The sequence below is a fragment of the Luteitalea sp. TBR-22 genome (genome assembly GCF_016865485.1).
Taxonomy (GTDB): domain Bacteria; phylum Acidobacteriota; class Vicinamibacteria; order Vicinamibacterales; family Vicinamibacteraceae; genus Luteitalea.
The window spans coordinates 5,700,219-5,721,017 of record NZ_AP024452.1 but is presented as its reverse complement, the minus strand read 5'-3'; the positions used below and the strand labels follow the sequence as shown (position 1 = coordinate 5,721,017).

At 67.0% G+C, this 20,799-nt stretch carries 12 protein-coding genes; 8 read left to right on the top strand and 4 right to left on the bottom strand.

The annotated features are described in order from the left end of the window. The first annotated feature begins 27 nt into the window (after positions 1 to 27). Both TBR22_RS23535 and TBR22_RS23530 read left to right on the top strand, forming a co-directional pair. Positions 28 to 1,032, top strand: a complete 1,005-nt coding sequence (locus tag TBR22_RS23535; RefSeq protein WP_239490281.1) for a GDSL-type esterase/lipase family protein — start codon at positions 28 to 30, stop codon at positions 1,030 to 1,032. A gap of 6 nt (positions 1,033 to 1,038) precedes the next feature. Beyond that, positions 1,039 to 2,541, top strand: coding sequence for an alkaline phosphatase family protein (locus tag TBR22_RS23530; RefSeq protein WP_239490280.1), 1,503 nt, complete (start codon positions 1,039 to 1,041; stop codon positions 2,539 to 2,541). Between the two features lie 59 nt (positions 2,542 to 2,600). Here TBR22_RS23530 and TBR22_RS23525 read toward each other — a convergent pair whose 3' ends face one another. Then, positions 2,601 to 3,620: an NAD-dependent epimerase/dehydratase family protein gene (locus tag TBR22_RS23525; protein ID WP_239490279.1), complete on the bottom strand. Its 1,020-nt coding sequence runs from the start codon at positions 3,618 to 3,620 to the stop codon at positions 2,601 to 2,603. A gap of 135 nt (positions 3,621 to 3,755) precedes the next feature. On the opposite strand from TBR22_RS23525, the gene TBR22_RS23520 reads away from it, so the two are divergent. Both TBR22_RS23520 and TBR22_RS23515 read left to right on the top strand, forming a co-directional pair. Further along, positions 3,756 to 4,823, top strand: coding sequence for a purine nucleoside permease (locus TBR22_RS23520; protein WP_239490278.1), 1,068 nt, complete (start codon positions 3,756 to 3,758; stop codon positions 4,821 to 4,823). A gap of 175 nt (positions 4,824 to 4,998) precedes the next feature. After that, complete coding sequence (locus TBR22_RS23515; protein WP_239490277.1) at positions 4,999 to 5,883, top strand: sugar phosphate isomerase/epimerase; 885 nt, start codon at positions 4,999 to 5,001, stop codon at positions 5,881 to 5,883. 28 nt (positions 5,884 to 5,911) lie between these two features. Here TBR22_RS23515 and TBR22_RS23510 read toward each other — a convergent pair whose 3' ends face one another. From TBR22_RS23510 to TBR22_RS23500, 3 genes are all read right to left on the bottom strand, one after another. Next, positions 5,912 to 7,294: a putative sensor domain DACNV-containing protein gene (locus tag TBR22_RS23510; RefSeq protein ID WP_239490276.1), complete on the bottom strand. Its 1,383-nt coding sequence runs from the start codon at positions 7,292 to 7,294 to the stop codon at positions 5,912 to 5,914. A 73-nt stretch (positions 7,295 to 7,367) separates the two neighbouring features. After that, the gene (locus tag TBR22_RS23505) at positions 7,368 to 8,066 is read right to left on the bottom strand and encodes a Crp/Fnr family transcriptional regulator (protein ID WP_239490275.1); all 699 of its coding nucleotides are present in this window, start codon (positions 8,064 to 8,066) and stop codon (positions 7,368 to 7,370) included. A gap of 106 nt (positions 8,067 to 8,172) precedes the next feature. After that, positions 8,173 to 9,282 (bottom strand): sensor histidine kinase KdpD, encoded by a 1,110-nt coding sequence (locus tag TBR22_RS23500; RefSeq protein ID WP_239490274.1) that lies wholly within the window; start codon positions 9,280 to 9,282, stop codon positions 8,173 to 8,175. A 760-nt stretch (positions 9,283 to 10,042) separates the two neighbouring features. Here TBR22_RS23500 and TBR22_RS23495 point away from each other — a divergent pair. The 4 genes from TBR22_RS23495 (at position 10,043) to TBR22_RS23480 (ending at position 20,666) form a co-directional block, all read left to right on the top strand. Then, on the top strand, positions 10,043 to 10,798 hold the full coding sequence (locus TBR22_RS23495) for a helix-turn-helix domain-containing protein (RefSeq protein ID WP_239490273.1): 756 nt from the start codon (positions 10,043 to 10,045) through the stop codon (positions 10,796 to 10,798). A gap of 456 nt (positions 10,799 to 11,254) precedes the next feature. Further along, positions 11,255 to 11,668 carry a hypothetical protein gene (locus TBR22_RS23490; protein WP_239490272.1) on the top strand — a complete coding sequence of 138 codons (414 nt, stop codon included), beginning with the start codon at positions 11,255 to 11,257 and terminating at the stop codon, positions 11,666 to 11,668. 1,621 nt (positions 11,669 to 13,289) lie between these two features. Further along, entirely contained in the window at positions 13,290 to 19,820 is a 6,531-nt protein-coding gene (locus tag TBR22_RS23485; protein WP_239490271.1) for a hypothetical protein, read from the top strand. A 72-nt stretch (positions 19,821 to 19,892) separates the two neighbouring features. Then, complete coding sequence (locus TBR22_RS23480; protein WP_239490270.1) at positions 19,893 to 20,666, top strand: hypothetical protein; 774 nt, start codon at positions 19,893 to 19,895, stop codon at positions 20,664 to 20,666. Positions 20,667 to 20,799 lie beyond the last annotated feature (133 nt).

The following is a 20,799-nucleotide window of genomic DNA, read 5'->3' as shown; positions in this document are numbered from 1 at the left end:
ATCCTCACCGGCATGCGACTGTCGTCCATGCCTCGCCGCGCCGCCCTTGCGGGGGCTGCCGGCCTCCTCGTCGCGGGCCTGCTCGCCTCCGCCCCGCCCGCGATCGCGCAGGCGCCGACGCCCACCCTCGTGCCGCGCGCGGCCGGCCACGTCGACGTCGTGCCGCCGGCGGCACCGCTCGTCGTGCGCTACACCCTCGACGGGTCCGACCCCACCCACGACGCGGGCGCCTGGCTCGGGCCGGTGCAGGTGCCCGCCGGGTACGTGCTGAAGGCGCGCCTGTTCAAGCCGGGCGGGTCGCCCGTCGGCGAGATCGTGACGCACGAGGTGCCGCTGCCCGCGGGCGCGACGCGCACGCCGTCCACGCTCGTGCCGGTGACCCAGAACCGCGACTGGCGCACTTACGACTGGGTGGATCGCCACGCGGCGGCCGCCGCGCTCATGAGGGAGCGTCGACCCGAGATCGTGCTGATCGGCGACTCGATCACGCACTTCTGGGCCGGCGATCCGTTCGATCAGCGCCGCGCCGGCGCCGACTCCTGGGAGCGCCTGTTCGCCGGCCGGTCCGTCGTGAACCTCGGCTATGGCTGGGACCGCACCGAGAACGTGCTGTGGCGGTTGGCCAACGGCGAGTTCGAGGGGGCGACGCCGCAGGTGGCGGTCGTGATGATCGGCACCAACAACGTCGGGCGCAACACGCCTGACGAGATCGCGACCGGCGTCGAGCGGATCTGCGCCACGGTTCACGAGGCGTCGCCGTCGACGCGCATCCTGCTGCTCGCGATCTTCCCGCGCGGAGAGAAGCCCAATCCGGCGCGCGACGCAGTGGCCGAGATCAACGCGCGCCTCGCGAAGCTCGAAGGCCGTCACGGCATCACCTACCTCGACATCGGGCAGGTGTTCCTGAGCCCCGATGGCACGATTGCCAAGGACGTGATGGGCGACTTCCTGCACCCCACGGCGAGGGGCTACCGGTTGTGGGCCGACGCGATGGCGCCGACGCTGGAGCGCCTGCTCGGCGCGCAGAGGTAAAGCCGCGTGCGCGCCGTCCTTGCCCTGTTGCTCGCGGCCACGCTCAGCGCGTGGGCCGCGCCGTCATCACCCCGCCGCCACCTCGTGGTGGTCGTCGATGGCCTCAGGCCCGACTACGTGACGCCGGAGCTGATGCCGCACCTGGTCGCGCTCGGGGCGCGCGGCGTGGTGTTCACGCGGCACCACGCCGTGTACCCGAGCGTCACCCGTGTCAACGCCTCGTCCTTCTCGACGGGTGCGTACCCGGAAGGCCACGGGCTGCTCGGCAACAGCGTCTTCTTCCCGCGCGTCGATTCGGCGCGATTCCTCGACACGGCCGATCGCGACGCCCTGCTGCGCATCGAGGCGGCGGAGGGGCGCCTGCTCACCGCGCCGACGCTTGGCGAGGTACTGCAGGGGGTCGGCAAGCGGATGCTGGTGGTCGGCTCGGGATCGGCAGGCGCGGCCTGGTTGAACAACCACACCGTGGCTGGCGGCGCCATGCTGCACGCCGAGTTCGTCGTCCCCGCATCGCTGCGTCCCGCCGTCGAGGCCCTGGGGCCGCTGCCGGGCAAGGCGGCGCCGGCGCACGAGCGTGACCGCTACGCCGTCGATGCGTTCCTGAAGGTCGGCGTGCCGCGCGTCGACCCGACGGTCACCGTGCTGTGGCTGGGCGCGCTCGACGCGACCGCCCACGCGAAAGGCGTCGGGACGGCGGAGACGCGCGAGGTGCTGCGGCACGTGGACGCGCAGATCGCGCGCCTGCAGGAGGGCCTGGCCGCGGCCGGCCTGCTCGACGCCTACGACATCTGGGTGACCTCCGACCACGGCTTCTCCACGCACACCGGCGGGCCCGACATCGCGGCGCTGCTGCGTCCGTTCGCCGGCACGCTGCCCGACGGCTCGCCACGCGTGGTGCACTCCGGCGGCGCCATCCACGTGCGCGACGCCGACCCTGTCGTCATCGCCGGCATCGTCGCGGCGCTGCAGCGCACGCCCGGCGTGGGCGCAATCTTCACGAAGTCGCCGAAGGCCGGCGCGCTCGACGGCCATGTTGCGGGCACGCTCTCGTTCGAGGCGATCCGCTGGCAGCACGACAGATCTGCCCAGATCCTGTTCTCGCCGGACTGGACCGACGAGCCGAACGCCGCAGGCATGCGTGGGACGGTCGCGGCTGGCGGCACTGCCGGGCACGGCAGCGCCAGTCCCTGGGACATCCACAACACCCTGATCGCTGCCGGTCCCGACATCAGGAAGGGCGCGCGGATCGACCTGCCGAGCGCCAACGTCGACCTCGCGCCGACGATGCTGCGGCTCCTGGGACTGTCGGCGCCCTCGACGATGCAGGGACGCGTGCTGGCCGAGGGACTCGCAGGCCAGCCGATGCCGGCCGGCGATGCGGCGCGCTCGCACGAACACACCGCGCGCACGCCCTCGGGGGACTATGCGGTCACCGCGCAGTTCTCCAGCGTGCGCGTCGGCGGGCGGGAGTATCGCTACTTCGACGGCGCGCGCGTCACTCGTCGCTGAGCGTCAGGCGGACTTCGAGCCGGCCGCTCACCGACAGCCGCGCGGTGGGACGCCTCGCCTTACCGCCTTGCGAGCAGTTCGCGCTCGACGTCACGCGGGATCGCCCACTTCGCGTTCGCCTGGCGCTCGGCCGGCAGGCCCCTGAACCAGGCGAGCGTGTCGCGGACGGTGTCGCCGATCGGGCGGTGGCGAAGGCCCGCGTCGAACGCGCGCGTGGTCGCGACGGTCGTGTGCCCGAGGTCCTTGCCGCGCGCGAGGATCCACGGCACGACGCCGTCGATGCCCCGGGCGGCGAGCACCGCCTCGTCGCCGAACCACGTCAGGTGGGGTGACACGTCGAGCGCGGCGCACGCCTCCCGCAGGAAGCGCTCCATCGTCATCGGTGCACCCGGCCCGATGGCGTTGAAGATGCCCGACGCGCCCGATTCGACGAGCGTCAGCATGAACGCCGCGAGATCGCGGACGTCGATGAACTGGCCCGGGTCGGTGGGCGCGCCAGGCACGAGCACGTCGCCGCCCTCGGCAAGGCGCACGGGCCAGTACGTGAAGCGATCGGTGGGATCGCCTGGCCCGGCGATGTAGGTCGGGCGCACGATCGCGCCGCGGTCGCCGAAGGCCTTCACGACGATCGCCTCGCACGTCGCCTTGCGTGTCCCGAATGTCTCCGAGCCGTCCTTCGGGTCCGCCGCTTCCGTGTGCACCGGGTCGGCCTCGACCAACCCGCGACGCAGGTACGGGTAGTACACGCCCGTCGACGAGGTGAACAGGTAGCGACCGGACGTGGAGAGTCGCGCGGTCGATTGGCGCACCCAGTCGGGATTGGTCGCCGAGTCGTCGATGACCGCATCCCACTTCCGGCCGTCGAGCGCCTCCAGCTTGCCGTCGCGATCCCCGACGAGGCGCTCGACGCCAGCGGGCAGGTCGGCCTGTCGCCGCCCGCGCGTGAAGATCGACACGCGATGCCCGCGCTCGACGGCCATCCGCACCAGGTGCGGCCCGATGAAGCCGGTGCCGCCGAGCACGAGCACCGTCATGGGCGCGGCCGAGCCGCTGACGCGCGACGTGGCGACAGCAGCCAATGTCGCGGCGCCTATGAGGAAGTCGCGGCGTGTACGCCCCGGAGATGGCCGATGGATGTGGTCCACGCCAGCAGGGTAGGCGCGTCGGCGCCCGAATGCCAGCGGCCCGGCCCGCAACGGGCTAGCATACGAGGCGTGGTTGGTCGACTCGTCCGAATCCTGACGGTGCTCCTGCTGGTGAGCGCTGCCCGCCCCGCCGTGGCCCAGACCGTGCCGATCCCGGTGAAGGTGGTCGTGGTCGCGATGTTCGAGCTGGGTGAGGACAGCGGCGACCGGGCCGGGGAGTTCCAGCACTGGGTCGAGCGCCGGCGGCTCGATCGCGTGCTGCCGTTCCCGCAGGGCTACAGCGACCTGCGGATGAACGACGAGGGCGTGCTCGGCGTGGTCACCGGGGTCGGCACGGTGCGCGCCGCGGCCACCATCATGGCGCTCGGCATGGATCCGCGTTTCGATCTCTCGCGGGCGTACTGGGTGATCGCGGGGATCGCCGGCATCGACGCGGAGGACGCGTCGCTCGGCTCGGTCGCGTGGGCCGAGTGGATCGTCGACGGCGACCTGAAGCACGAGATCGATGCCCGCGAGATCCCGTCCGACTGGCCGACCGGCATGGTGCCCCTGCGCAAGTCGGTGCCGTACGAATCACCGCGGGAACGCGGCGACACCGCGCAGGTGTTCCGGCTGGACGCCGGCCTCACCGAATGGGCCTGGCAGCTCACGCGCGACGTGCCGCTCACCGAGTCGCCGGAGATGCGTGAGGAGCGCGCTCGTTACCCCGAGGGCGTCGCCAGGCGTCCGCCGTTCGTGCTGAAGGGCGACAACCTGTCGTCGAGCACGTTCTGGATCGGCGCCAGGCTCACCGACTGGGCCAACGCCTGGGTCCGGTACCACACCGACGGGCAGGGCAACTTCGTGACATCCGCCATGGAGGACAGTGGCACGTTGCAGTCGATCACCTGGCTGGCCAGGGCGGGCAAGGCCGACGTGCGTCGCGTCCTCGTGCTGCGTGCCGGCAGCGACCACGACCTGCCGCCGCCGGGCCGATCGGCGGCCGAGGCGCTCGCCCGCACGAAGATCGGCCAGTACGCGGCGTACGGTCCGGCGATCGAGAACGCGTACCGCGTCGGCGCGGCCGTCGTGGACGCCCTGCTCGCCGGGTGGTCCACCTACCGCGACACGCCGCCCGCCGCAACGCGTCGCCCGTAGTCACCATGCGTCTCCACCCTCGTCACGCGATCTCCGACACCCAGTCTGTCGGCGTCTCCTGGCAGGACGAGTGACATCTGGATGAGAACGCGGGAGCCGTGAGCCGGGCGCAGGCGGCTGCCAGAGCCCCCGCACGTTTGACTTTTGAACCGGTCCTGCGCAGAGTGGCCCTTCGATGAGACTCGCGAAGCTGTTCCCGGTCCTTGCCCTGCTCGTCGTCGCGGCGCCTTCGCTCGCACGCGCCCAGGGCCTGTCGCTCCGGTACGGGGTGGCCACCTTCGGCGACGTCGAGCCGCTCCGCGACGCCACGACGCTCGGCGCGTGTGGCTACGACTACATCGAGCCGGGGCTGGCCAAGACGCTCGCGCTGCCCGAGGCCGACCGGCAGGAGCAGCTGCGCAAGATGGCGGCGGCCAGGCTCCGGGTCGAGACGATGAACTGGTTCCTGCCCGGCGCCGACATCAAGCTCACCGGGCCGGCCGTCGACCAGGTGAAGGTGAGGGACTTCCTCGAGCGCTCGCTCGAACTCGCGCAGCGGCTCGGCGCCCGGGTCATCGTGTTCGGGAGCCCCGGCGCGCGTTCGTTCCCCGAAGGATTCCCGCGCGAGCAGGCCTGGGATCAGCTGAAGACCTTCCTGCGCACCGCGGCCGGCATCATCGAGTCGCACAACTACGGGATGGTGATCGGCATCGAGCACCTCCGCAAGCCCGAGAGCAACATCATCAACACCGTTGCCGAGGCTGCCAGGCTGGCCCGCGAGGTGAATCACCCGAAGGTGAAGATCATCGTCGACTTCTATCACCTGACGTTCGAGAACGAGGATCCCGACGTCATCCTCGGGGCCAGGGACCTGATCGTCCATCTGCAGATCGCCGACCCCGCCAGGCGCGGGTTCCCGATGCAGGACACCGGTGAGCCGCGCTACCGCCGGTTTTTCGACAACCTGGCAAAGATCGGCTACAAGGGCCGCCTGAGCATCGAGGCGAACTCCTCCGACGTCGCCGGCGACTGCGGGCCCGCGCTCAAGTTCCTGAAGGAGATGGCCGCCTCCGCGAAGTAGCGCAGCGCGACCGCCCGGCGTGTCGCGCCTAGCTCTCCCAGTGGCGGCGGGCGACCTGCGCCCAGTACGTCACCGCCTCGTCCTGCCATCGCACGAGGCGCAGCCCGCCGTCCTGGGACACGACGAGCACGAGGGCCTCGTGAACCGCCTGGCAGAGCCGATAGGCGGCCCGGTGGCGCGTGCCGACGCGGTCGGCGCGGACCCACTGGCGAGAGGTGCCTGCCAGGTCCAGCGCATGGGCGACTCGCTGCACCGACTGCAGGTGCCCGCCGATCTCGGCGCCGAAGCCGACGATGTCGAGGGCGTCGGTGAGCACGACCGCGCCGTCCACCTGTGAGAGTCCGGAGACCAGTTGCGAGAGCTCGAGCAGCGCGAGGTCCTGATCGCGGAAGGCCCCGGCGCGGCCGGCCAGGAAGGTGCGCCATGCCGGGCACGGAGGCTCGCCGGCCCTTGCGGCGATGTCGCGCATGATGCCGGCGGCGATCGTCAGGGCCCGCCGCCCGCCGTGATCCTCGGCGAACCGGTACTTGGTGCGCAGCGAGCCGTCGACGGTCAGCGCGGCCATCCGATGCGCCGGGATGACGACGAGCGTGCCACCGTGGCGTCCCTCACGCATGATGGCGACGGCGCGGCGGAGCACATGCCCGGCGAGTCCGGATGCGAACTCACCGGCGTCGTGCGAGGCGCTGGCCGGACTGGCCGCCGCGAGTGCCCCGGCAAGCCCCCCGAAACTCGCCAGGAGCACGGGACTCTCGAGGGCGTCTACCTCCGAGGTGCCGAGCCGGCCGTGCCCGAGCTCGGCCAGCGTCGTGCCGCCGAGCGTGACCACGAGGTGCCCCGGGCTGGCGACCGAGACGAGGAGCAGCGAACCCACCTGGTCGGCGTCGGCGAGCCACTGCACGCCGGCGTGCAGCAGGCCCCACACCTGGACGCCCTTGCTCGACAGACGGACGCCGATGAGCGCCCGTGCCGCGTCGGCGGCCGGGGCGAGCCGGCGGAGTTCCTGGGCGTCGAGCCAGCGCCTGCGGGCGAAGACCAGCCGGTGCAGCCCGTCGGGTGGGCCGGCGTTCTCGGGGAACTGCGCGGCGCTGCCGACGACCAGGCGGAAGGTGACGCCACGCCCTTCCTCGCGCAACAGGCTCGCCTGGTAACAGACCGACAGCAACGACTCGAGCGCGGCCAGGTGCGGCACCGGTGGGGCCTGGCCGCTGGCGCGGCGCTGGCGCCAGGCGACGCGCACCAACCGCGCGAGGTCACGGGGATAGGCGTGCGTCGGGTTGCCGGGCGCCTCGCGCGCTGCGCGGACCGTGGTCATGTCCGGCGCGCGGGTATCGGCCGTCGGCACCGACCGTCGACGGCTGGCTTCGAGCGCGATGCCCCGTCGCGTGGCGTCGAGCTCGGCGTTGGTCATCTTGCAAGGGTACCGGCGCCCGGCAGCCACAGGCTGTCCGTAACTGCACACGGAGCGCTGATCCGCGGCGCGCCTAGTCGCGCAGCACCACGCTCAGCAGCGAGTTGTTGACCTTCAGGACGCCGTTGTATTCGATGAACCCGAGCTTGCGGAACTTGTTCATGAAGAAGTTCACGCGCGAGCGCGTCGTGCCCACCATCTCGGCCAACGTCTCCTGTGAGACCTTCGGCAGCACCCGGTGCGTGGCTTCGGGTTCGCCATACCGCGCCAGCAGGAGCAGTGTGCGCGCCAGGCGCTTCTCGCTCGAGTTGAAGAGCTGGTCGACGAGGTCGGCCTCGATCCGGATGTTGCGTGTCAGCATGTGCAGGAGGAAGCGGCTGGCGAAATCCGGGTCGTCGCGCAAGTGCCGAGCCATCTCGGCCCGATCGACGACCGTGATGGTGCAGTCGGAGATGGTCGCCGCGGTCGCCATGCGCAGGCGCTGGCCGGCCAGGCAGCCTTCGCCGAAGAAGTAGCCGGCGCCGAGGAGCGCGATGACCGCTTCCTTGCCGGCCTGCGACAGGACCGAGATGCGGACCGTCCCCTGTTCGACGTACATCACGCTACTGGCCGGATCGCCCTGCGCGAAGAGCGTGATCCCGGGCGGATGCTCGACACGGGCGACCTCCATCCCGGCCCAGTCGATGGTCGGCACGACCTGCACCCGCCCGGATTCCTTCGGGGCGGACGTCGCGCCGTGATTGCGGCCTGAACGGCGTTCCTGCGTCGGCATGGTGTAGCGCCTCCGCGGTAAGCGTGTCACGGCCGATGGGCTCCGCCAAGGACTCGCCGCATTCTGGTGGAGGACGGCCCGCCATTGCGGCCCTCGTGCCGGGCGGTCAACCGCCGGCTGCCGGTCCCGGCGCGGCCGTGGTCATGGCGGCGTTGGCGAGGTCGATCGAGAACGTGCAGCCGACGCCGGGTGTGTTGCGCACGGTGATGTCGCCGCCGTGGACCCTGACCGCCTTCCGGGCGATGGAGAGGCCCAATCCCAGCCCGGAACTGTCGGCGGCCCGGCGCTGCCCGAAGGGCTGGAACACGTCGCCGAGGCTGCCGACGATGCCGCCGCACTGATCCTGCACCTCGATCACGACCCGTCCGCCGCGCAGATGCGCGCGCATCACCACGTGCCCGCCGCGCTGCGTGTACTTGAAGGCGTTGCTCAGCAGGTTGGTCACCGCGGAGGCGAGCAACTGGGGATCGACCCGGACCGCGAGGTCGCCGTCCACCGGGTCCAGGGTGAAGTGCAGGCCCTGTTCCTCGGCGCGCAGGCGAGCCGCTGCGCCGAACTCGTCGAGCGCCACCGACACCAGCAACACCTCCGGTTGCGGGTGGCCGGCCGCGGCGCGGATGTCGGCAAGGGCGCTGTCGATCAGGTCACGCAGCCCGGCGAGACTGCGACTGAGCACGGCGCCGGTGCTGCCGTTCAACCCGACCGTCCCGCGCTGCACGACGGCGAGCGCGAGCGTGGCGGTGTTGAGCATGTTGCGCATCTCGTGCGCGAACTCGCCCAGGCGCAGGAACTCGTCGGCCGTGCGCTCCTCGTCGGTGACGCGCACGTGCTCGGTGACGGCCGTGGCGATCGAGACGTCGAGGCACCAGTTGAGGGTGTTGAACTCCGCGGTCGTCAGCGGTGCGTCGAGCTCGTCGGCCAGTTCGGTGATGGCCTGGCACACGTTGCCGTAGTCGTGCACCACGTCCGAGATGGTGTAGCCGATGCCGAGCAGGTCGCGCCCGTGTTGCGCGGCGGCGGTCGCCAGTCCGGCGTGCGCGGCGGTGTCATCGTCATCGGCTCGCGGCAACCGGAGCATCTCGGACAGCTGCGCCAGGAAGGCCGGGACGCCTGGGGCAGGATCGGCGGGGGCGGCGTGCGATCGGCTCGCGTCCGCCCTGGACCTCGCGCGCGCGACGATGGCGTCGTGGTGGTCCTCGAGGAACTCGTAGAGCACTTGGCGTCTCCTTGGCTGTGTGGCGCGGCACGCCTCCATCCACCGCGCGCCACCAGCGCGGCCGCTCGCGACTCCAGCGGCGGACCGCCGCGCGGGCGTGGGGATCGGGAGGGAGGTCGCACGCAGGCGGTCGCTGCGTGATCGACACCCGGACTATGACGGAGACGCCCGGCTGGCGCTGTTCGAAATTGCACCACCGGGGGCGCGTGCAGGCGACCAGGCACATCGCGATGTGGTTGCCATCGGTTGCGATGAGACGTCGACGGGAGCGCTCAGCGCCCGTGGAAACACCTCGGCGTGTCGACGTGACATCCGGCGGTCGAGGAACGGAGATCCAGCCCGAAGACGTCCGACGCCAGCCTCGTCGCGCCCGTGCCGTGAATGGCCGTCATCGCGTGCCGGCGCGCGGCGACGCTGATCGCCACTGCCAGGGGCGCACGCGTGATCACGGTTCGCCGGACGATCGACGTGTCGGTGCGCAGGGTGTGTGCTCATCGCCGTGTCCGAGTGTCGGCGCGGCGGTGATCGCGGCGGTGTGATTCGAACAGTAACGGTGTCAGCGTGGTCGGGGATTGAACGGAGAAGCCGGGGCGCTTGAACGAATCGGCCGGACTGCCCGGGCCGACGCTGGCGGCGCGCCGGCTGGTAGAATGGCGGCCTGCCCTACGAACCGAACGAGGCGCCGTATCGCTGGTTGAGCGTTCCCCGCTGGTACTTGTGGGAGGGTGGCTTCCTGCTCACGGCCAGAGCGCGAGGGATCGTGCCCGCGCACGCGCATCACGCGATCCAGATCGTGATCGCCCTCGACGGCACCGCGGCGATCTGCGGCAGCGACAGGCAGTGGCATGAGGCCCAGGGCCTCGTCGTTCGGCCCGACGCCGAACACTCCTTCGACTGCAACGGCGCCCTCGGGGTGATGCTGTTCGTGGATCCCGAGTCCACTGAAGGCGCCTGGTTGTCGACGTCGCTTCGCCAGGACATCACGATCGTCGCTGGCACCCGGCTGGACGCGATGGTGCCGGAGCTTCGTACGTTCGCAGAACGACCCGACGAGTTCCCCGACGTCGCGGCGCTCATCCGGCGGTGCATACACGGCTTGAGACCCGGACTGGCGCCGGCTCGCCGGCTGGATGCGCGCGTGACGACGGTGATCGACGTCATTCGGGCGTCCGACGACCTCAGGATGTCGCTCGAACAGGCGGCCGACAAGGCCTGCCTTTCGTCGACGCGTTTCGCGCACCTGTTCAAGGAGCAGGTCGGCCTCCCGTTCAGCCGGTACATGCTGTGGCGCAAGCTGACGCGAGCCATGGTCGCCGTCGCCTCCGAAAGGACGATTGCGGCGGCGGCACACGCCCCCGACTTCGCAGATGCTGCGCACCTGACGCGGACGTTCTACCAGATGGTCGGCATGGCGCCCTCGGTGTTGATGCGTGGCGACTTCATCGAGATCCCCTCACCGTTCGCCACGTTGTCGGGGGATGTCGCCCGGCCCGTGGCGCCGCGATCGGCCGGATAGCCGATTCGTTCAACGACAACAGCCGCTGCGTCCAATCCGCGCTGCCGCTCCGGGTGGGACACTCCATTTCGTCGTTGACATGGCGTCAACATCGAAAAGGAGCTCGTCATGACCATTCAATCGAACGTCTGTGGATGCCGTACCTGCGTGGGAGCCCGGTGCACCTGCGGCTGTCGGAGTGTCGCGCCGGCTCCCGCCACCGCGTGCGCGTGCGGCGAGGTGTGCAACTGCGGGCCGACGTGCACCTGCGAAGGGTGCCAGCACGCGAACGTGCCGAAGGTGGCGAGCCGCTGATGCACTCGCCCTGAAGCCGGACCCGCCGCAGCATCCGGCGACGCCGTTCGGTGCGCTGATGGTGGCCGGCTTCACCGCCACCACGGTCGGATATGGGGGAGGCGCATGGTACCTGGCGCACGCCATGGTTGACGCCGCTCGCTGGTGATCGAGGAGTCCTTCATGCTGCCATACGTTGTCGGAATCGGGCTCTCGCTCGGCGTGGCCGTGTTTGCGAGGTGGGTGGGACTCGATCGCGATCGAGCGTTCTATCCAATCGTCCTGATCGTCATTGCGTCGTACTACGTGCTCTTCGCGGCGATGGTCGGCTCGGTCGAAGGCGCGCTCCTCGAATCGATCGTCATGGCTCCCTTCGTGATCGCGGCCGTTGTCGGATTCAAGGGAAGCCAGTGGGTCATCGTGGCCGGGCTGGCAGCACACGGCCTGCAGGACGCCGTTCACGGCCACATCATCGCGAACGCGGGTGTGCCGGCGTGGTGGCCTGCGTGGTGCCTCGCCTACGACGTCGGAGCTGCGGGCGCGCTCGCCTGGCTCCTGACGCGTCCGCAGGTGAATGTCGCGGGAGCCGCAGCGTGAACGTCCATCTCCGAGAGACCTGCTACCAGCTGAGGGGCGAGCGAGCTCCCTGGCCTCGACCTGACGATCGAGGGCTCCGCGACGATGGACCCGAGCAACGAGCGTTCGAATCGGGTCGGACTGTGGCCGAGGCGACTTGACGGTTCCAGAACAGCGACGTCGCCATCCTCCATGCTGCGCTGAGCCGAGTCGAACCGAACCGCCTCAGCGAGGCGTGCCGCGGCGCAGACCTGCGGGTGCGGGCTTCACTGGCACATCGCCGGCGGTTCCGAACAGCGTTCTTTCTCGAGGGAATGACGGTCGACGGCCGCGACTTCGTCGGACCCGCCGGACCGACCAGAGCGGCGTCTCAGGCGAGCGACGTTGCCATCCCCAGCGATGCCTGAGCGGAATCGACCGGACCAGAGGCTCTGTCTTTCTGCCCTCAGCGAAGCTTGTCCCCGACCTCCACCAGTGCCTCCCCTTGGCGCAGCATCGTGGGAACTATCGGCCATGCCGGCGCCAGGCCCGCGCGCTGATGGGCGAGATCGCGGACGTTGGTGCAGTCGACCCCCGGGTGCTCGCGGGCCCACAGCCGTCGCCCGGCCCATCCCATCGTCGTGGCGTGACGTGACGGACTGGCCCGACAACCAGCTCCCACCCGCGCTCGGCTCGTGGCGAACCGCAGGCAGGCGGTGACGTAGATGCCAGGGCGGCGGCGCAGCTTCTGCGAACCATCGACCTGATCAGTCAACCAACGCGACTGCGCCTGTCGACAGCGGCCCTGCATGGTTGTGGAGGGGGACCGGGGCCTGCCATCCGAAGCTCGTTCGGTGACAGCGTGGGGCCCACCGTCGCGCCTTTGGCGCTATGGTGGGCATCCTTCGCCTGGATCAAGAGCGAAGGATGGTGGACCTGAACAGCGCCAGTTGGAACCGAGTCCGGAGTTGGCTTCATAGTCTCCAACAGATGCGACGTGCAGCCTGACCTCAGAAGTGAGATGGTGCCGACGCTGAGCGGACGTCCCCGCCAGCAGGGTTGGTGGCTGGAGCGCAACCGCCATGTCCTCGGCAGGTTCCGGATGGAATTGCTTCTCCACGCGGCTATGGCGAACCGCATCAGTCCGGCCGCGCGCGTGCCTCGCAAGACTACCGAAGTGACGACCGCGATTGAGGCGGACACAGATCAATTGCGGCCGCGGCACGGAGCTCGTCCCTAACGGACATCTGGCCCCTGCTATCAGCAAGGAAACGCGCTTTGCTTCCGGGCCACATCGGCCCGCAACTACGTCGTGCCCGACCATCGCAGGTTTCAGGTCGGCACGTCGCACTCCGCTCCTACGGTTCTGTGCATCGCTCTGAAAGTGCCCGCCGCCGCAGAGACTGCATGACCGTGAGGGAGGGCGAGCGTGGGAGCAACCCTGCGGAGCCAACCTGCCCTGCAAGTGACCGGCATCGGAAAGAGTCACGCGAGGTCGGCGTCGTCCGCCGCCCAAAGCTGCTGCACCCAACAAGAACTAGACAGGAGCGGACCTGCCTCGGGCCGCGAGCGGCGCCGAGTGTCACTTGTGCCCGCGCGGACAGCAACGGACGCGAAGGCTGCACCTACAAGTTCCCATGAATGTGGAAGAATACGTGCGGCCGTGGCAAAACATACGACGAAACAGCGCCCCATTCGGCGCAAGAAGCGACACTCATCCTCGTTCGATGCACGTGCATCGAACGCTGGAGATCGCTACCACCTTGCCTATGCCGCGCGACGCGCACTCGAGATGCTCCATCCGTCGTCGCATCTCAAGTCTATCGCCATCGAGGGCGTGGCACCGGCCGACCAAAGCTTGCAGCGCGACGAGCGCACGTTTCTTGCCGCCGACCTGACCGAGTACTACGGAGGAACAGACGCTCACTCGGCCGAAGCGATCGTGCTGGTGCAAGTCAAGTACAGCCCTTTGCGTCCTTCGACCCCTTGGACGCTGTCTCGCCTCGTGTCAGAAGACCACGCTGGGGGAAGAGCGAAGGCCCGATCGTCGGTCTTTCGGAAGCTCGCAGACATGTTCGATGCGATGGCACCCGGAGGCGCGGCTGGCACACCGGGAGTGACTCTTCGATTGCTCACGAATCAGCCGCTCAGTAGTGGGCTCCGAGCAGAGCTTCAAGCTATTCGTCTCGCGTTCAGTCAGTCTCCACGAGCGGCTGGTCGCCGCGCGTCCCAATTGCCAGCAAAACCGCGGAGCACAGCGGTTCGACTGCAGAAGGCATCTGGCTTGAGTTGGCCGCGCTTTCGGCAGCTCATGGCGTGTTGGGACTTGCACTCGTTCGATCAGGCCATGCTCGCGGCTGAGGAATCGCAGATTTTCTCGGGAATCGCCGGGGCGTTTCCCGACGCTTCGATTCGCGTTGAAGCTCTGCTCTCGCATCTCCAAACGGCCTCGACGCCAGGCCGCAGAGTCGATATCAGCCGTTCGGACGTCTTGGCGTTCTTGCGACTTCGCGAAGACGAGCTGTTTCCGGCGCCTCCCGTTCTTCCGGATGACGGCAACTTGTTTTCAACGGTTGCGAGTCGAGAGCTAAGACGGACGCTCGAAGGTGTGGACGGGATCGTCGTCGTTCATGGCCGCGCGGGTGTGGGCAAGACTAGTGCGCTGCAAGTTGCCCTCCGTGAGCATGGCGCTGCCGTTGTCTTCGATTGCTATGCAGGTGGCGCAGGCTTGCGGCCGGGGCATGAGAGATTCGGGTACACCGTCTGCCTCGTGCAATTGATCAACGAGCTTGAGCGTCGATTTCGAACTAGCATTCTTGCGACTACACAACTTAGCTATCGCCCACTACTGAGGCGCTTTGAAGAGGCTGTTCGCGCTGCAGCGTCTGTCGCGAGTTCTGAAGGCAAGCGGTTGGTGGTCGCGATCGATGCGGTTGATAACGCAATCGAACAGAGACGCCGAAGCATCTCAAATGACGATCCGTTCTTACCACTGCTCTGGGAAGTCGTTTGGCCAAAGAACTGTGCGATCGCGTTGTCCTTTCGGACTGAGAATGAGGGCGACGTAGTCCCTCCCGGCGTATCGCCGGCTAAGCGGGTTGAGGTGCTCGGTTTCAGTGAGCCCGAGCTGTCTAAGCTCGCTACGACTCGATCCGCCGTAATCCCCTCAGGTGACATTGCCTTTCTGCACCAGCGCACGCGAGGGAATCCACGCGTCGCTGCAAAGGTCCTCGACGAACTTGCCGAAGCCCCGAACGTCTCAGCTCGCCAGCTGATCGAATCAACCGCACGTGCCACCGCATTCGATTACTACGAGCAGGAGCTCGGCCGGAGACTCGCGGCCGCAGATCTTCGGGCTGCTCTGGCGGTGCTATACGAGTTGCGCCAGCCTCCAGCGCTGGACACACTGGCGGCGGCCCTCGGACGGGCGGAGGCTGATCTACGACGAGGGTTGGGAGCTCTTAGCTTCGGCGTTCATGTGACTGACGTCGACACAGTCCGATGGAACGACCAGGACTTCCTCGATTGGGTCGGGGAGCGGCTGAAAGGGGAGCGCACGACCGCCCAGCAGCGCATTGCCGACTATTGCATCGGGCGATTTGCTGTCGACGCGTACGCGCGCTGGAATCTCTCGTACCACTTTCTCGCAGCTGGTCGGCACGACGAGCTTCTTCAGTGGTGGAGTACGCCTGGTCGTATCGAAGCCCAGAAGCTCGCCGCGCAGCCGCACGAGGAACGGGTTCTGGAGGATATCCGTGCCGTCATCACCGCGGCGGTCAGACTTGGGCGCGATGAGGATGCGATCCTGTGGCTCTTCAGGGCGGCTGCTTTGGCCGGTGGGAGAGATGCCTTCAGTGATGCGCTTTCTAGCAACGTGGAAGTGGCCGTGGACGCGGATCTTGTTGGACTACTCGATGACGAAGTCACGGCGGGGGCAACGCGGCCTGCTGCCGGACGAGGCGGTTCCCCACATCGGCGACGGACGGGGCGCCGCGCGAATGCTGACGAGGACTTTCGCCTCGCGTCAGCGCTGGCGCGTCGCCCGGAACGACGGGAAGATGCCGCACGCCTGTTTCATCGTGCGGCAGCTGTGAAGCAGGAAGAGTACGCTGCCCATCCTCAATCTGGCGGGCGGTTGTATATGGATGTGTGGGCGGCAGTAGCTCGCTATCACGTGCGTGTGAATGGTTTGGAACGCGCTTTGCGTTGGGCAACGCGCTCCTCCTCCAGGCCATGGTCGTGGCAAATGGCGGCGGTGGCTGCTGCCGATTGGCGGGCTGGCCAAGTCAGCGACCCATTCGGAATCATCAATGTCGCCCGGATCAATGGACCGGCGAAGTGTGGCGCGCTGCTGGGCGTTCTCTCTGCGCGCCCTGCCGATAGCCCGGCGGGCAGTGGCCTTAGCGACCTGAAGTCCGCCTGGGTCCGGCGCTCGGTTAGGACTATTAAGAGACAGCTGGGCAGAAGTCCAGCGCTTCGTACTGAGTTCAGCGGCGGACACACACTACCGCATTCCAACGTTCTCGCGTCTGCCTTTCTCGATGCGGTTGAGCAGTTGACAGCTGCCAACCTGATGGTCGACGCGCGGTCACTTCTGCAGGTGTGGGCGCCACCAAAGCCGTTGGATTGGCTTCCAAGCATCGTCGAGCCCTACCTGCGATGGCATGCGCTCAGTGAGGCCCTCGGTGTCACGAAGTTCGATCCCGATGCGAACGAGCACCCGCCTAGGGGGGCCGTCGCCAGCGAGAAGAAGCCGGATGACTCCGAGCATCAGCGGCTGCGTCGCGAGATGAAGGCGTTGTATCCAGCGCTTCGTGCGCGGGCTCTCGCCTGGGCCGGCGCGAGAGACGCAACGGCGGCCATTCGCGCTGCATTGTCCCAGGAACACCACGTAGATCAGGCCTACGTGATTTCTCAGTCAACGACTGCAGCTCGCCTCCTGGAAGGTGTGATCGCGTTGCAGAAGCGCGACGACAAGCTTGTCCAAGAGATCTTGGACGCTCTAGAGCGCGGCAGGCGAGGACGGCGCGATGATCTCGACGTCCTCATGCCAGAGGTGCTCTCTCAAGACTCCAGGTACCTCGGTGTCGCCGACCGGCTCGTACGTGAAGAGCTGGCTCGCTGCAGGCCGCCATCCGTCCCTGGACCCGAAGCCGTCGGACGGCTCTTGGCCCTTTACAAGCCAGCCCGTCGGATTGACCAAGAACTTGCCCGACAGGTTATTGAGCAAGCACGTGATGTGGCCGGAGAAGTAGACAGTCTGGCCCCTGACCGTGCAGCGGCACTTGAGCGGATTACGGCTGCGGCATGCTCGTTGTCCGATTCGGGACCAGACGCGACGCTGCTGGATCGAATCTGCGCACTGACAGGGTATTGGCTCGGGATATCGCAGGAGGGCGTCTCCGTCCACTGGGCGATCGAACGTCTGGCGGGGCGGGATCCGGTCGCGGCAGTCGAAAGAGCCTCCATTCTCGATCGTGACGGACTGTACCCCATCTCCCGGGCATCGATGGCGATCGTTTCGGGAGCATTGAGCACAGGGGTGGGCAGTCGTGGCGAACTCTGGCCGCTGCTAGAGATTGGCGCTGAGACGCGTGAGTTTCCCAAGGTAGCCAAGAATGTCATCGAAGGTCTATTCGGGGAGCGCAATGGAGTCGCCGGTGTTGCGCTCAGATCCGTGTCGAGGCTCATTCGCATCAGAGCGGCAGAAGGCCGCTCGGACGGCCTCCGTGAACTCATAGAGTGTGCGTCCTGGGTGGAAGCACTCGGTGAGACTGGCGAAGCCAACGGTCTGAGGGCGATAGCTGATGCAATCGGTGCCGACATCGATACGACGCAATCGCGGCAGGATGGGCCATCGTGGCCAGGCGAGAATGAGAACGCGGAACCCGAGATCGTCTCCAGAGTGCTGTCCCTGAACAGACACTCTGCAAGGCGGGCGCTCGAGGTTCTCGAAGCAGCAACGTCGGAGGAGTTGGCGTCAATCGCTACGGCGCAGTTTGGAAGGCTCGTCGCTACGCTCGCGCGCGACCTCCCTATAGGCGATCGACGTCGAGTTGCCCAGGTGATCGAGCGATGGGCCGGCACGGGGGCGTACCGCATCGACGAAGCCGTCGTCCTGCTCAATGCGCTAGTCGAGCAGGCCTCTGACTCAGTTGTTCCTGAGGACGTGAGGCTGGACGTTGCAAATGCGCTGGCTCACCTGCTGAACCCAGATGTCATCGAGCGCGCCTCCTTCGACTGGGAGCCTCGCCTCTCTGCAGCGATCTTTTCCGGTAGCTGGGCGTCGCAGGAGGAACGAAGACGGACCCTGATGGAGAAGGTCGCGGTAAGTTTGACGGACTTGCCAGCGGGCTCTCTGTTTCGGGTATTCGCGCGTGTTGCGTCGCTCCTGGATCCTTCAGCCGCAGTCAGGACCGTCGAGAGTGTGGTGCAGGAGACCATGAACTCTGCGCCGTATCAGTATCGTGCCGTGCCTGTTGGCGTAGCGCCACAACGGACGACTGCGGTACTTCTTGCCCGATGTCTCTCTCATCCGAGTTTGAGCGCTCGGTGGGCCGCCTTGTACGGTGTCGTCAGCGGGCTCTGTGACTCTCAGGGGGTTCTCGGATCCTCTGAGAGCGCCGAGGGCCAGCGTGCTGGGGGCGTCACGTTGCTTGAGGGCTTGATGCGCGAGTTCGACGACGAATCTCAGCCGATGTGGGCCGCGGCTCGGGAGTGGCTGGCGTTTGCATTGCTCCACGTGGCTGGTCGCAGTCCTAAGATGCTGAAGCCATTCGCAGATAGCCTGCTCCGGCACGCTCTGTCAGCCGACTTTCCTCACGTGAAGATTCGAGCGCACCTGTCTGGGGCGATTAGAGCCGCCAATGCAGCTGCCGCCCTGGAGCTGTCTCCAGACACGCTACGCGCGCTGGAAGCAATCAATCGTCCTCAGGGTGAAGTTCATAAGGATGCCGCGTTCGTCGCCGCGCCGCTACTGGCGCGAGGGCTACTTGAGAGCGATGGCATCGAGATCGACGACTGGGACACAAAGAGGTACTGGTATCAGCCGATGATGGAGAGCTTCCCGGTTGAACCAAGAGAGCTTGCAGAGTCTGTTCAGTTGGCGGCCAAGAAGTGGTCGGCGCGAGTGGGCGTGACTAAACTAGGGGCTGATACGCAGCGCGCGAACATGCGCGACCGGTACGAATGGTCGGATATCGACAATCGGCAAGGGCAAGAACCACGGGTCGAGCTCTTGGAGATGCATGGAGCGCGTCAGGCCCTCTTCCTCCTTGCTGGTGACCTAATCGATCAAATTCCGGTCCGCAGCGGGGATTGGTTTGACCGCTGGCCATCTTTCATGAGATATCGCGCGCGGGGTGCAGATCCTGAGCTTACGGGCCGCTGGGTCGATGCTCCGCCGGCGGTGCCGGATAACTATGGCATCGTACGTGAGCCGATCGTAGAGTGGTGCAAGAACCGCAAGGAGGAAGCATACCTGCGAGAACTCACTGCCGGTGTCCCGAAGGGGTGGTTCGTACTCAGCGGCAGCCGTCAGGCATCGGAATGGAATTGGAGCTACTCCTATACCGTTGACGCCGCCTTAGTGGACGCCCGCACGGCGTGTTCGCTGGTACGCCTTCTCGAGGATCCAGATCAAGATGCTCATGGATATCTGCCGTTCTGGGAGCCTCACTACGATTGCACTGTATTGGAGGCTTATGAGGCATGTTGTACAGGCTCTGACCTGGCGCATGTGAAAGGTGAACACGCAGGCCGCAACGGGCGGTTTCGTCTGTTCACCACAGACATCGGATTCAGTCAGGAGCTGCCGTTACACAGCAGTGACTCCAGCTGGCCCGGGACAAGTCGGCGCTACATCCTGCCTTCGCCGAGAATCGCGGATACTCTTGGCTGGCGCCGCGCATTCGGGCAGCCGTCATGGCGGGACTCGTCGGGCGCCGAGGTGGCGAAGTACGAGACGTGGCACGTTGAACGAAGAGGTAGGTCGGCAAGCGGACAGCGACTGATCATTCGAGCGGACCAAGTTGGGGAAACGCTGCTCGCTGGCGGCAGCGATGGCCCGCTTGATCTCATCGTTCAGGTTCGGCTCAGGCGCGAGGAGAGACGTGGCAGTGATCGAGTCGGCCAATTGGACATGGGGTCAGGCCGGGTGTTCCTCTGGAGTCAGATCTCCAACGGGATCGTGTAGCGATGAAGATTCATCTCCCGATGTCATATGGAGTCGGTTTGTTGGGACGGGCACTCTAGGATGGGTCGCCGAGTGGAGGTGTCGCAACAAGCGGAAGACGACTTGCTTCGCCAGAAGGCGAAGGAGCTAGCGCAAATCTTCAAGAAACCGATCGCGGCGGACCGCGGGCGCGCCGAGCGTCCAGGGTTCCTTGAGCGTTGGATGGCGGCGTATCTTGCCGAGCTGCTTGAGAGAGAGAGGAGGACCACCGGCGCATCGCGCACCGCTGTTCGTGCCGAGATTGCAGAACTGGTTCCGGCCCTATGGGAACTTCAGCTTGCGCGAGACGCGCTCCACGTTCGTGCGCAGGTGGACTGGTGGGAGAGACGCGTTCAAGAGATTGACGACGAGACGGCAGCTCTTTTGCGGCCGCTCCTTGAAAACCCGCAGAACATCAATGGCATTTCTCTGGAACTGTCTGACGCGGTTCTTGGCTGGCTCGCACATGCCGAGGGTCTCTTTCGCCGCTATCTGCTTGCCCTGAGTGAGGCGAAGAAGACCGCCGGCACCACAGCTTCTGGCCGGGAAGACGAAGTCGTCATTGTGTTCGGCAGGCGGGACGAACAGATGTCTGATTTGAGCAAGCCTGTTCTGAAGCTGCTGCCGCGGCTGGCTTCAGTGGACCCAAGCAATATAGCGATCAATCGGCAGATCTTGTGTAACGCGATGGTGAATGCGATAGCAGCGCGGTTCGCTCTGGCAGCGGTTCTAGGCGATGGAAGTCTGCAGGAGAACAGATCTAAGCCAGAAGCGCGAGCGACGAAGGGGAAGCAAGCCAGAAAGCGATCAGGAGCTCGGGCGAAGTAGAGTGTCTCGCCCACTGTGCGAAACCGCATGCGGCAAGTGAATGAGTTGCGCCACGTGTTGAGCTCCGAGGCAAAGGTCTGCGCGTGCAGGCGCTGACGCCGATCCGCGCGGCCGAATCCCTCTAGACATGATG